General features: G+C 74.2%; 10 protein-coding genes. 6 read left to right on the plus strand and 4 right to left on the minus strand.

Annotated features, from left to right (window positions below; genetic code table 11):
* Positions 1 to 13: 13 nt before the first annotated feature.
* Both GA0070606_RS25460 and typA read right to left on the minus strand, forming a co-directional pair.
* The gene (locus GA0070606_RS25460) at positions 14 to 874 is read right to left on the minus strand and encodes a serine hydrolase (protein WP_091105125.1); all 861 of its coding nucleotides are present in this window, start codon (positions 872 to 874) and stop codon (positions 14 to 16) included.
* 154 nt (positions 875 to 1028) lie between these two features.
* Complete coding sequence (gene typA, locus GA0070606_RS25465) at positions 1029 to 2897, minus strand: translational GTPase TypA (protein ID WP_091105127.1); 1869 nt, start codon at positions 2895 to 2897, stop codon at positions 1029 to 1031.
* Between the two features lie 135 nt (positions 2898 to 3032).
* Between typA and GA0070606_RS25470 the strand changes: the two genes are divergently transcribed.
* A complete protein-coding gene (locus GA0070606_RS25470) occupies positions 3033 to 4430 on the plus strand; it encodes a DedA family protein (RefSeq protein WP_091105129.1) in 1398 nt (465 codons plus the stop codon).
* A 148-nt stretch (positions 4431 to 4578) separates the two neighbouring features.
* On the opposite strand, the gene GA0070606_RS25475 is transcribed toward GA0070606_RS25470, so the two are convergent.
* Entirely contained in the window at positions 4579 to 6705 is a 2127-nt protein-coding gene (locus GA0070606_RS25475) for an MMPL family transporter (protein ID WP_091105131.1), read from the minus strand.
* A 167-nt stretch (positions 6706 to 6872) separates the two neighbouring features.
* On the opposite strand from GA0070606_RS25475, the gene GA0070606_RS25480 reads away from it, so the two are divergent.
* The 5 genes from GA0070606_RS25480 (at position 6873) to GA0070606_RS25500 (ending at position 12241) form a co-directional block, all read left to right on the plus strand.
* Positions 6873 to 7388, plus strand: a complete 516-nt coding sequence (locus GA0070606_RS25480; RefSeq protein ID WP_091105134.1) for a MarR family winged helix-turn-helix transcriptional regulator — start codon at positions 6873 to 6875, stop codon at positions 7386 to 7388.
* 4 nt (positions 7389 to 7392) lie between these two features.
* Positions 7393 to 9087: a CocE/NonD family hydrolase gene (locus GA0070606_RS25485; protein ID WP_091108184.1), complete on the plus strand. Its 1695-nt coding sequence runs from the start codon at positions 7393 to 7395 to the stop codon at positions 9085 to 9087.
* Positions 9088 to 9233: 146 nt separating this feature from the next.
* Complete coding sequence (locus GA0070606_RS25490) at positions 9234 to 10100, plus strand: hypothetical protein (protein ID WP_091105137.1); 867 nt, start codon at positions 9234 to 9236, stop codon at positions 10098 to 10100.
* 99 nt (positions 10101 to 10199) lie between these two features.
* Positions 10200 to 10775, plus strand: a complete 576-nt coding sequence (locus GA0070606_RS25495; RefSeq protein WP_091105140.1) for an ArsR/SmtB family transcription factor — start codon at positions 10200 to 10202, stop codon at positions 10773 to 10775.
* Positions 10772 to 12241 carry an MFS transporter gene (locus tag GA0070606_RS25500; RefSeq protein WP_245724804.1) on the plus strand — a complete coding sequence of 490 codons (1470 nt, stop codon included), beginning with the start codon at positions 10772 to 10774 and terminating at the stop codon, positions 12239 to 12241. Before GA0070606_RS25495 ends, GA0070606_RS25500 begins: the two co-directional genes overlap by 4 nt.
* A gap of 48 nt (positions 12242 to 12289) precedes the next feature.
* Here GA0070606_RS25500 and GA0070606_RS25505 read toward each other — a convergent pair whose 3' ends face one another.
* Positions 12290 to 12493, minus strand: a complete 204-nt coding sequence (locus tag GA0070606_RS25505) for a cold-shock protein (protein WP_007072071.1) — start codon at positions 12491 to 12493, stop codon at positions 12290 to 12292.
* Positions 12494 to 12656 lie beyond the last annotated feature (163 nt).

Consider the following 12656-nt stretch of genomic DNA (forward strand, 5'->3'; position numbering starts at 1 on the left):
CGCCCGCCGGCCGTCAGAGGTCGTGCCGCGCGTCCCAGGCGGCGGCGGAGATCCGCGCGATCAGCCGGCAGGCGTCGTCCTCGGGCTCCTCGCCGGTGGGGCCGCCGTCGGCGAGTTCGGTGGTGGTGCAGCCGACGACGGCGTACGGCGGCGCGTCGTCGGGGAAGACCACTCCGGCGCCGTGCCGCACGCCCCGTACCCAGCCGTTCTTGTGTGCGATGCGGGTGCCCTCGGGCAGCCCGGCGGCCAGGTCCTCGCGGTGTTCCTGGGCGAACAGCACGTCCAGCATGGCGGCGCAGCCGGCCGGCGAGGCCAGCGGGCCCGGGGTGTCGGCCCCGGCGGCCAGCGCGCCGAGCAGGGCGGCCAGGTCGGCGGCGGTGACCAGGTTGGTGATGCCCGCGTCGCGGGCGGCGAAGTCCTCGATGCCCCGCCCGGTGACGCTGTGCCGGGCCCCGGCCAGGGCCCAGACCTCCGCCACCGCCGGCAGGCCGACGTGGCCGATGACCAGGTTGGTGGCCAGGTTGCTGGAGCGGACGATCATGCGGTGGGCGAGCCAGCGCAGCGACGCGGTGTCGCCGGCCCGGTCCCAGACGGCCTCGTCGTTGTCGTAGTGGCGGGCGCAGGAGAACCGGGGCGCGCTGGGCAGCGCCGAGTCGAACTCGTTGCGCACCGGCACCGGGGCGTCCAGGTCGAGGGCGCCGGCCTCGGCGGCCCGGTGCAGCGCGACGAGCACCGCCACCTTCATGGTGCTGGCCGCGTAGTGGGTGGCGTCGGCGTGCCGGGTCCAGGCGGGGGCGGCGCCGAGGCGCCCCACGTACGCCGACAGGGTGCCAGGCACCCCGTCCAGGTGTGCGTCGAGCTCGTCCCAGGTCATGCGGGTGACCGTAGCGGATCATCTGCCCGGCGGCGGGGCGGGGCGACGGGTCGACCGGGTCGCCCCTGCTCGCCCCGGGCCGGGGTGGGCCGCGACGGCCCGGAGCCCGGACCGCGGGGGGCGGTCCGGGCTCCGGGGCGGCTGTGGTCGTACGTCAGCCGGCGTGCTTGCGTCGGGCGGCGGCCCGGCCGCGGAGCTGCTGGTCGAGCACGACCTTGCGGATCCGTACGGCGGCCGGGGTGACCTCGACGCACTCGTCCTCGCGGCAGAACTCGAGGGCCTGCTCCAGCGACAGCTTGCGCGGCGGGATCAGCTTCTCGGTCTCGTCGGCGGTCGACGAGCGCATGTTGGTGAGCTTCTTCTCCTTGGTGATGTTGACGTCCATGTCGTCGGAGCGGGAGTTCTCCCCGACGATCATGCCTTCGTACACCTCGGTGCCGGGCTCGACGAAGAGCTGGCCGCGCTCCTGGAGGTTGGTCATCGCGAAGGCGGTGACGCTGCCTGCGCGGTCGGCGACCAGGGAGCCGTTGTTGCGGGTGCGCAGCTCGCCGAACCACGGCTCGTAGGACTCGAAGACGTGGTGCAGGATGCCGGTGCCCCGGGTCTCGGTGAGGAACTCGGTGCGGAAGCCGATCAGGCCGCGGGCGGGGACCAGCCACTCCATCCGGATCCAGCCGGTGCCGTGGTTGACCAGCTGCTCCATCCGGCCCTTGCGGGTGGCGAGGAGCTGGGTGATCGCGCCGAGGTACTCCTCGGGGGCGTCGATGGTGAGCCGCTCGACCGGCTCGCAGGTCCGGCCGTCGATCTCCTTGGTGACGACCTGCGGCTTGCCCACGGTCAGCTCGTAGGACTCGCGGCGCATCTGCTCGACCAGGATGGCCAGCGCCAGCTCGCCCCGGCCCTGGACCTCCCAGGCGTCGGGGCGCTCGGTGGGCAGCACCCGCAGCGACACGTTGCCGATCAGTTCCTTGTCGAGCCGGTCCTTGACCATGCGGGCGGTGACCTTGGCGCCCTTGACCCGGCCGACCAGCGGCGAGGTGTTGGTGCCGATGGTCATCGAGATGGCCGGCTCGTCGACGGTGATCAACGGCAGCGGCTGCGGGTTCTCCGCGTCGGCCAGGGTCTCGCCGATCATGATCTCGGGGATGCCGGCGACCGCGATGATGTCGCCGGGGCCGGCCGAATCGGCCGGCTTGCGCTCCAGGCCCTCGGTCATCAGCAGTTCCGAGATGCGGACCCGCTGGGTGCTGCCGTCGGTGCGGCACCAGGCCACGGTCTGGCCCTTGCTGATGGTGCCCTGCCGCACCCGGCACAGCGCCAGCCGGCCGAGGAATGGGGAGGCGTCGAGGTTGGTGACGTGCGCCTGCAGCGGCGCGTCCTGCTCGTACGCGGGCGGCGGGATGGTGTCGAGCAGCGTGCGGAACAGCGGCTCGAGGTTGTGGCTGTCGTCGGGGACGGCGCCGTCGGCGGGCTGGGTGAGCGAGGCGATGCCGTCGCGCGCGCAGGCGTAGACGATCGGGAAGTCGATCTGCTCCTCGTCGGCGTCCAGGTCGAGGAAGAGCTCGTAGGTGTCGTCCACGACCTCCTTGATCCGGGCGTCGGGACGGTCCACCTTGTTGATCACCAGGATGATCGGCATGCGGGCCTTGAGCGCCTTGCGGAGCACGAACCGGGTCTGCGGCAGGGGGCCCTCGCTGGCGTCCACCAGCAGCACCACGCCGTCGACCATGGTCAGGCCGCGCTCCACCTCGCCGCCGAAGTCGGCGTGGCCGGGAGTGTCGATGATGTTGATGGTCACCGGGTCGGAGCCGTCGGCCGGCATGTACCGCACGCCGGTGTTCTTGGCGAGGATGGTGATGCCCTTTTCCCGTTCGAGGTCCATCGAGTCCATGACCCGCTCGGTTACCTCGCCGCGGGCGCCGTAGGCGCCGGCCTGCCGCAACATGGCGTCGACCAGGGTCGTCTTGCCATGGTCGACGTGGGCGATGATGGCGACGTTGCGGAGGTCGGTGCGAAGCTGCATACCCTCCATACTCCTGTCTGCGGTTGCCGGGGCACGCGTCGGGGTCTCCCCCCAGATGGCCCGGATCTCTGCCGAAACTGATGTTCCGACCGTTTCAGCGCCTGGCATGCTGACCCCCGTGGGAATGGGGGCCCGATGCACGACCTGCTGACCTCGCTGCAGGGCCTGCCGCCCCTGCTGATCTATGTGATCGCCGCGATTATCGTCGCGGGGGAGACCGCCGTGATCTTCGGTCTGCTGGTGCCGGGCGAGGCGACCCTGCTGCTGGTCGGTTTCCTAGCGTACGCGGGGACGCTGCGGCTCGCGCCGGCGCTGCTGGTGATGATCCTTGCAGCGGTGATCGGGGACACACTGGCGTTCCGGGCCGGCCGCCGGTACGGGCCGCGGGCGCGGGCGGGGCGGTGGGGTGCCCGGGTGGGTCACCAGCGGTGGGGCCGGGCGGAGGCGATGCTCGGCCGGCTGGGCGGGCGCGGGGTGCTCACGGCCCGCTGGGTGGCCTTCGCCCGCACGCTGGTGCCCCGGCTGGCCGGGGCGGCGGGGATGCCGTACCGGCGGTTCGCGCCGTGGAACCTCGCCGGGGTGGTGACCTGGGTCGGTGGCTCGGTGCTCGCCGGCAACCTGGCCGGGGAGTCGTACGAGACGGTCTCCCGGCTGCTGGGGCGGGCGACCGGCGCGGTGCTGGTGCTGGTGGCGGCGCTGGTCGCGGTGGTGCTGGCCGGGCGGTGGCTGGGCCGCAACCCGGATCCGGCCCGGGCGCTGGTCTCCCGGGCCGCCGGGCTGCGGCCGGTGCGCTGGCTCAGCGGCCGGTACGGCGTGCTGTTCTTCCTGCTCGCCATGTACGTCGGGCCGACCTGGACGTTGCTGATCAACCTGGTCGGCGGGCTGTTGCTGCTCTTCGTGGCCGGGTTCGCCATCGCGTGGGTGTTCGAGGCGGTGGTCCGGCACAGCGGGCTGGCGGCGGTCGACGGCGCCATCGCCGGCTGGTTCGCCGACCGCCGTACGCCCGGCGCGGTCGACGTCACGCTGGCGGTGGTGTCGGCGCTGCGGGGCCCGTTCCTGATCGCGCTGGTGGCCGTCGTGGCGGCGGTGCTGGCCTGGCGCAACCGGCCGTGGCGGGCGGACCTGCTCGGCGTCGTGGGCACGGTGGGGGCGTTCGTGCCGCTGGTGGTGCTCGCCGTGGTGGTCGAGCTGACCGGGCCGGGCGTCGGCGGGCCGGGCGGCCGGGACGCCGGCCCGTTCCCGACGCAGAACGCCGTGGTGGCGGCCAGCCTCTGCACCCTGGCCTGGCTGTTGTCGCGTGGGGCGCGCTGGCCGGTGGCGGTGGCCGCGTGGACCGGGGCGGCGGCCGGGGTGGTCGGCATCGTCGGCGCCCGCCTCTACCTCGGGCTGAGCAGCGCCAGCGGCAGCGCCACGGCGGTGCTGCTGGGAGTGGCGTGGACGGCGTTGTTCGTGGTGGCGTGGGCCACCCGCGACCGGGCGGTGGGCGAGGCGTCGGCGGAGCCGGAACGGTCGGCGGTGCCCGCCGAGACGTGAGGTGGACCGGCCTCCGGCGGCGCGGGCGGCGTGAGGTGGCGCGGAGCGGGCGGCGCGGAGCGGGACGGCGCGGCCGCGACGGGCGGTGGGGGCGGAACGCGGACCGGGGGTCGTGGCGTGGCCGTCACGACCCCCGGTGGTGCGTCGGTCAGTCCCGGGCCGCCACCGGCTCCGGGGCCGGGGCGTCGTCCGGGGCGGGCTCCCGGGCGATCCGGCCCGGCCACCAGAAGCGGTCGCCGAGCGTGAACGCCAGCGCCGGCACCAGGACCGTCCGGACGAGCAGCGTGTCCAGCAGGACGCCGATGCAGACGATGATCCCGATCTGGGTCAGCAGGATCAGCGGCAGGACGCCCAGTACGGCGAAGACCGCCGCGAGCAGGATGCCGGCGCTGGTGATGACGCCGCCGGTGACCCGCAGGGCCGACAGCATGCCGTCGCGGGTGCCGGTGCGGCGGGCGTCCTCCCGGGCCCGGGTGACGAGGAAGATGTTGTAGTCCACGCCGAGGGCCACGAGGAACACGAAGGCGAGCAGGAGCACGCCGCTGTCCAGCGCCGGCATGTCGAGCACGTGGTCGAAGAGCAGCCACGACGCGCCGATGCTGGCGAAGAACGAGGCGATCACCGTGAGCACGAGCAGCACCGGCGCGACGAGGCCGCGCAGGAGCAGCACGAGCACGAGGCCGACCAGCAGCAGGATGACCGGCAGGATCAGGCGCAGGTCCTTGCCGTTGGCCTCGTTCTCGTCGTAGGTGGCGGCGACGGAGCCGCCGACGACCGCTCCGTCGAACGCGGGTGCGCCCGCCACCGCCGGCGGGGCGGAGTCGGGGACCGCCGCGACCGTGTCCCGCAGGGCCCCGACGGCCCGGTTGGCGGCGTCGGTGCCCGGTTCGGCCTCCAGCACGACGTCGACCTGGGCGACCCGGTCGCTCGCCTCGCCGGGGCGGGCGGAGGCGACGCCGGGCACCGCCGAGGCGGCGTCCGTGACGGCCTTCGCCGCCTCGGGGGTGGTGAGCACCGCGACCGGCTGGGTCGTGCCGGCGGGGAAGGACCGGGCGAGGGTCTCGGCGCCGGCGACCGCCTCGGGCTTGACCCGGAACTGCTCGGTCTCCGACAGGCCGGTGCGGATGCCGAGCCCGCCGAGGGCGAGGGCGGCGAGCAGCAGCGTGGCGAGCACGGCGACCGGTGCGGGGCGGCGTTCGACGGCGGTGCCGAGGCGGCCCCAGAGCCGGCCCTCGCGGACCGCCCCGCCGACGCGGGGCACGAACGGCCAGAACAGGCCGCGGCCGAAGATCACCAGCGCCGCGGGCAGGACGAACAGCGCCGAGAGCATGGCGAGCACGACGCCTGTCGCGCAGGCCACGGCGAGGGCGCGGTTGAGTTCCTGCTCGGACAGCAGCAGGGTGAGCACGCCGAGGACGACGGTGGATCCGCTGGCGAGGATCGGCTCGGCGGTGCGGCGCAGCGCGGCGCGCATCGCCGTGAACCGGTCCTCCTCGCGGCGCAGCTCCTCGCGGTAGCGGGCGATGAGCAGCAGCGCGTAGTCGGTGGCGGCGCCGAAGACCAGGACGCTGGCGATGCCGGTGACGGCGCCGCCGGGCAGGTTGACGCCGGCCGCCGGGACGATGGTGTCGAGGGCGCGCAGCGTGAGCTGCTCGGTGGCGGCGACGACGACCAGGGGCACGATCCACAGGAACGGGCTGCGGTAGGTGATCAGCAGCAGCAGCGCGACGACGGAGGCGGTGACGATGAGCAGCGTGGTGTCGGCGCCGTCGAAGACCTTCGTCAGGTCGGTGGTGAACGCGGGCCCGCCGGTCACCTCCACCTTCAGCCCCGCCGGCACGTCGTCCAGGGACGCGCGGAGCTGGTCGATGCGGCCGGCGATCTCCTCCTGTCCGCCGGCGGTGGACAGCGGGACGGCGACGAGCGCCACGGTGCCGTCGGGGGAGACCTGCGGAGGGCTGACGCGGCCGCCGACGGCGAATCGGCCGAGGTCGTCGGACCGGCCGGTCAGGGCCGCGCGGTCGGTCTCGGTGAGGGCGGCCCGGTCGGCGCGGCTGACCACCACGATCGCCGGCTGGACGTCGCGGGAGGGCAGTTGCTCCTGGAGGCGCTCCACCTGGGTCGACTGCCACTGCACCGAAAGGCCGGTCGACGAGACGGGGGCGGGGTTGTCGGGCTTGGGCAGCCCGAAGACGGCGGCGCCGAAGACGATCGCGGCGACCACGGTGAGCCACGCGGCCAGGCGGCCGTGGGCCACGCGGGTGAACACTGACATCGGATGCCCTTCACGGTCTCTCGGCGGGTTTCTGCCAGGTCAAGACCTCGCGGACGACGCAAAATGCCGACCGTCGAGTATCTTGATGAACGAGATTATCGACTGCTGAGTTATGCTGCAACCGGGACGGACGGCAGGAGGCGGCGACCGACGTGGCAGGTCACGGCATGTACCGACGGCGCGACACCCGCCGCGAACGACTGGTCGCCGAGATCGGGGCCGAGCTGCGGCGCTACTCCGTCGACGCCCAGCACATCGGGCACGCCTTCGCCAACCTGCACGGCCTCAACGCCACCGACCTGCAGGCGCTGATCGCGGTCATGGACGCCGAGCTGGTCGGCCGGCCCATCACCCCCGGCCGCCTCGGCGAGCAGCTCAACCTCTCCTCCGGCTCCGTCACCGCCCTGATCGACCGGTTGGAGCGCGCCGGCCACATCCGCCGCGACCGCGACACCGCCGACCGGCGCAAGGTCTTCCTGCACTACGCCGAGCGCGGCGCCGCGCTCGCCATGGAATTCTTCCGTCCTCTCGGCCGGCGCACCGACGACGTGATGGCCGGCTTCGACGACGACGAGCTGGAGGTGGTACACCGGTTCATGACCGCGATGACCGCCTCGATGCGGGAACACCGTGACGCGGTGCGCGCGGCCCGCGACGAGCCGGCCCGGCGCGCGAACGGCTGACGTCGTGCTCGACCGGCTGGCCACCCGCCTCGCCACCGCCGCGCTGCGGCTGCCGGCCGCGCGCGCCCGGCGGGTCACCCTCACCCGGGGCATCCCGGTGCGGGTACGCGACGGGGTGCCGCTGCGCACCGACCATCACGCCCCGGACCTGCCCGGCGCGCCGACCGTGCTGATCCGCACGCCGTACGGGCGGGGCGGGCCGATGCGGCTGCTGGGCCGGCTGGCCGCCGAACGCGGGTTCCACGTGGTGATCCAGTCCTGCCGGGGCACGTTCGGCTCGGGCGGCACGTTCGACCCGCTGGTGCACGAGCGCGACGACGGGCTGGACACCCTCGACTGGCTGCGCCGCCAGCCCTGGTGGACCGGCGCGTTCGGCATGTTCGGCGCGAGCTACCAGGGCTTCGTGCAGTGGGCGCTGGCCGCCGACGCGGGGGAGGAGCTGCGGGCGATGGTCGCGGTGGTGACGGCCTCGGGCACCCGCGACTCGACGTACGCCGGGGACTCGTTCGCCCTCGACACGGTGCTCACCTGGGCCGAGCTGCTCCAGGCCCAGACCGTGCCCTGGCTGGCCCGGCAGTGGGAGCTCAAGCGCGGCCAGCCCCGACTGACGGCGGCGCTGGCGCACCTGCCGCTGGTCGAGGCCGACCGGGTGGCCACCGGGGTGACGGTGCCGTTCTTCCAGGAGTGGCTGCGCCACCACACCCCCGACGCCGGCTACTGGCGCGACCGCGTCTTCGGCGACCGGATCGCCGAGGTCCGGGCGCCGGTGGCGATGGTCACCGGCTGGCACGACATCTTCCTGCCGGCCCAACTGCGCGACTTCGCGGCGCTGCGCGCGGCCGGCGCCCACCCCCGGCTCACGGTCGGGCCGTGGACGCACGGCAGCCCCGGGCTCTTCGTGGCCGCCCTGCGCGACGGGCTGGACTGGCTGGACGAGCACCTCGCCGGCCGGCCGCCGCGGCGGGGCGCCGCCGCCGGGCGGGCGGCGCCGGTGCGGGTGCACGTCGGCGGGGCCGGCGGCGGCTGGCGGGACCTGCCGGACTGGCCGCCGCCGGCGGTGCCCACGCGGTGGCACCTGCACCCGGGCGGAGGGCTGCGTACCGCCGCCCCGGTCCCCTCGGCCCCGGACCGCTTCCGCTACGACCCGGCCGACCCGACGCCCTCGCTCGGCGGCCCGCTGCTCGTGGCCCAGCGGGCCGGGCCGGTCGACAACCGTCCGGTCGAGGCTCGACCCGACGTGCTGACCTACACCAGCGCCCCGCTCGCCGCGCCCGTCGAGGTGGTCGGCCCGGTGCGCGCCGAGATCCACCTGCGCAGCGAGCTGTCCCACCTGGACGTCTTCGTGCGACTGTGCGACGTGGACCGGCGCGGCCGGTCGTGGAACGTCTGCGACGGGCTGGTCCGCGTCGAGCCCGGCCGGTACCCGACCGACCCGGCCGGCGTGGTGACCGTGCCGGTGGAGCTCTGGCCCGCGGCGCACCGGTTCGCGCCCGGCCACCGGCTGCGCGTGCAGGTGTCCGGCGGCGCCCATCCGCGCTACGCGCGCAACCCCGGCACGGGCGAGATGCTCGGCACGGCTGTCACCCTGCGTGCCGGCTGGCGAGAGATCCTGCACGACCCGCGGCGACCGTCCGCAGTGGTCCTACCGATCATGCCGATCGCCTCCGGGCTTTCTGCCAGCCGAAATAACCCCTCCTGACCTGGGCATTCATTCATCGACGGGGCTATGGTGGGGTCAATGCCCGGCGCTGTGCACCACTCGGCCGGGCCTGAGCGTGAGGCCTCACACCGCCTACGCGGTGTCACCGTCGTGCCCGGCCCCCGACCATCCGCAAGGGGGAACCCATGACGCGGGCACCGGAGAATCTGCTGACCGTCCGCCGTCTGCTGCTCGACCACCTCGACCTCGACCCCGACACCAGCCGCAGCCAGGACCTGGAACCCGCCGAGGTCGGCATCGTCGGCGACTCCGCCCACCGGGGCGGCTACCACTGCGGCTCCGACCGGGTGGTGACCAACGACTACTCGGTCGTCGAGTCGCCCCGCGACTCGTCCGGCCTCACTCTCGACGCGGCCGCGCTCGACGTCGGCCTGTTCCAGGTCAGCGCCGGCGGCCGTACGCACGACCTGCGCACCTTCTCCACCTGGTGCGTGGCGCAGTGCGTCGCCGACACCCCGGACACCAGGGACATCAGGGAGATCATCTATTCGCCCGACGGCGCGGTCGTGCGGCGCTGGGACCGGCTCCGCCGGCGCAGCAGCGGGGACGACTCGCACCTGTGGCACACCCACTTCAGCTTCTTCCGCGACTCGATCAAGGCGAACCGGGACCAGACCCCGCTGTTCCGCCGCTACCTGACCACCATCGGACTCCTGGAGGACGACATGAGCGCACAGGCCGAGAGCCAGATCAACAGCATCTTCACCGGGATGTTCTACGGCGGATCGAGCATGGGTCGCAGCGTCGACCCCGACGCCGGCGGACCCGCGACGGCCAGCAACAGCCTCGTGGCGAAGCTGGACTACACGATGCAACGCCTCGACGCGGTGGCCGCGCAGCTCACGGCCCTGTCCGGCAGGGACTTCACCGACGAGCAGGCGATCGTCGCGGGCGTGCTCGCCACGCTCACCCCCGAGAAGATCGCCGCGGCGATCCCCCCCACGATGGCCCAGCAGGTCGCCGACGAACTCGCCCGGCGGCTGACCGCCTGATCCCGACGCCCCGGCCCCGCGGGGTGTCAACGGGAACCGGCAACGACAGTTTCGCAATAATCGTTGCGCAACTGTCGTTGCCGGTGTCAGGCTGTGGGCATGACGAATCCCGACGTACGCCAGGTCACCGACTCGCGGGTCCTCGCCGCGCTGTCGCACCCGCTGCGCCGCCGGCTGATGGACGTGCTCAAGGTCCACGGCCCCTCGACCGTCGGCCAGCTCGCCGAGCGGACCAGCCAGGCGCCGGCGAACACCAGCCACCACCTTAAGGTGCTGGCCGGCGCCGAGCTGGTCGAGGAGGCGCCGGAGCTGGCCCGCGACCGCCGGGAACGGTGGTGGCGGCTGGTCAACCGCAGCCTGAGCTGGTCGCGGTCCGACTTCGAGGCCGACCCCGCCGACCGGGCCGTCGCCGACGCGGCCGTCTCGCTCAACCTGGAGCGGCACGCCGCCCTCGTCCGCGCCTGGTACGCCGCCGCCGACGACACCCAGGCGGCCTGGGGGCAGGGGCCGTTCTCCATGGACCGGTGGCTGCGCCTGACCCCGCAGGAGCTGGCGCAGCTCGACCGCGAGATGAACGACCTGCTGACCCGGTGGGCCGACCGGGAGGTGCCCGACGACGGGCGACACCGCGAACCGGTCTTCGTGTTCGCCTACGGCGTTCCGGCCACCCCGTGACGCGGCCCGCCGCGCCACCGCGCACCCCCGACGCCGGCGCGCCACGGCCGGACCCGGTCGCGGCACCGCAGGGAACCGACGCGCCCGGGCCGGAGCGTGCCGCGCCGCCGCAGGGTTCCAACGGGTCGCGGCCCGCGTCCGCCGAGCCGCCGCAGCCGTCCGGCGCGTCGCGGCCCGGGCCCGCCGCGCCGACACCGGAGCCCGCCGCGCCCGGCCCGGCGGCGCCGCGAGGCGGCCTGCTGCGGCACCGGGACTTCCGGCTGCTCTGGGCCGGGCAGACGGCCAGCTCCATCGGCAGCAACGTCACCACCGTGGCGCTGCCCCTGGTCGCGGTGACCGTGCTCGACACCGGCACCTTCGGCGTCGCGGTGCTCACCGCCGCCGCCTGGCTGCCGTGGCTGCTCTTCGGCCTGCCGGCCGGCGCCTGGGTCGACCGGCTGCCGCGCCGCCCTGTGATGATCGTCTGCGACCTGGTCTGCGCGCTGCTGTTCCTCAGCGTCCCGGTCGCCGCCGTGCTCGGCGTGCTGACCGTCGGGCAGTTGCTCGTGGTGGCGCTGGGCGCCGGACTGGCCCGGGTCTTCTTCGAGACGGCCGACCAGGTCTACCTGCCCGTGCTGCTGCGCCCCGAGCAGGTGCCGGAGGGCAACGCCAAGATCCAGGCCACCCACACCGCGAGCTACGTGCTCGGCCCCGGCATCGCCGGCGTCGTCGCGCAGGCCGTCGGCGCGGTCGCCGCGCTGCTGCTCGACGCGCTGAGCTTCCTGTTCTCCGCGGCCTGCCTGCTGCGCATCCGCACCGTCGAGAAGCGCCCCGGGCGCGTCGAGCGGTCCCGGTCGCTGCGCCGGGAGATCGGCGAGGGGATCCGGTTCGTCGCCCGCGACCCGTACCTGCGGGTGCTCGCCGTCTTCGGCGCGGCCAGCAACGTGGGGCTGATCGGCTACCAGGCGGTCCTGGTGGTCTTCCTCGTCCGGGAGGCGCGCCTGGCGCCCGCGGCGGTCGGCGCGCTGGTCGCGGTGATGAGCCTCGGCGGCATCGCCGGCGCGCTGCTGGCCACCCGGCTCGGCCGGCGGCTCGGCACCGCCCGCGCGATGCTGCTGGCCGGAGCGCTCACCGGCCCGACGGCGCTGCTGATCCCGCTCGCCGGCCCCGGCGGGCGGCTGGCCCTGCCGGCGATCGGCGGCGTGCTGGTCAGCCTCGGGGTGGCCGTCGGCAACGTGCTCAAGGGCAGCTTCCGGCAGACCTACACCCCGCACCACCTGCTCGGCCGGGTGACGGTGAGCATGCAGATGCTCAACTACGGCACGATTCCGCTGGCCGCTGTGCTGTCCGGGGCGATCGGCGCGGCCTACGGGGCCGGCACGGCGATCGCGGTGATGACCGGCTGGCTGGCGCTCACCCCGGTGATCCTGCTGGTCGGGCCGCTGCGACGGCGACGGGACCTGCCCGTCGCGCCGGAGCTGCCCTGAACGCGCTGCGGCGGCGGTCGGGACCCGACCGCCGCCACCGGCACGGATCTACATCGGGCGGACGTTGTCCGCCTGCGGACCCTTCTGCCCCTGGGTCACCTCGAACTCGACCTTCTGGCCCTCGTTCAGCTCCCGGTAACCGCTCGTCGCGATGGCCGAGTAGTGGACGAAGACGTCCGGCCCTCCGCCGTCCTGCTCGATGAAGCCGAAGCCCTTTTCCGAGTTGAACCACTTAACCGTGCCGGTTGCCATGCATCTCTCCCTGTTCCAATGCGGGTGACCCTCGGTCGTCGACCGAATGATCGCCCGGTACCACCCCGACAGTAACCGGCCGGACCCCGATTCGCTGGCCGAAGTGCCGTAGGCGGCGTGGTGAACTCTCGGAGCCCGCCGTGCGAAAGCGGCGTGGCGGCCC

The organism is Micromonospora citrea, from assembly GCF_900090315.1.
Lineage (GTDB): Bacteria > Actinomycetota > Actinomycetes > Mycobacteriales > Micromonosporaceae > Micromonospora > Micromonospora citrea.

Coding starts and splice junctions, on each gene's coding strand:
- GA0070606_RS25460 (WP_091105125.1), bottom strand. CDS start 874: ATGACCTGGGACGAGCTCGACGCACACCTGGACGGGGTGCCTGGCACC.
- typA (WP_091105127.1), bottom strand. CDS start 2,897: ATGCAGCTTCGCACCGACCTCCGCAACGTCGCCATCATCGCCCACGTC.
- GA0070606_RS25470 (WP_091105129.1), top strand. CDS start 3,033: ATGCACGACCTGCTGACCTCGCTGCAGGGCCTGCCGCCCCTGCTGATC.
- GA0070606_RS25475 (WP_091105131.1), bottom strand. CDS start 6,705: ATGTCAGTGTTCACCCGCGTGGCCCACGGCCGCCTGGCCGCGTGGCTC.
- GA0070606_RS25480 (WP_091105134.1), top strand. CDS start 6,873: ATGTACCGACGGCGCGACACCCGCCGCGAACGACTGGTCGCCGAGATC.
- GA0070606_RS25490 (WP_091105137.1), top strand. CDS start 9,234: ATGACGCGGGCACCGGAGAATCTGCTGACCGTCCGCCGTCTGCTGCTC.
- GA0070606_RS25495 (WP_091105140.1), top strand. CDS start 10,200: ATGACGAATCCCGACGTACGCCAGGTCACCGACTCGCGGGTCCTCGCC.
- GA0070606_RS25505 (WP_007072071.1), bottom strand. CDS start 12,493: ATGGCAACCGGCACGGTTAAGTGGTTCAACTCGGAAAAGGGCTTCGGC.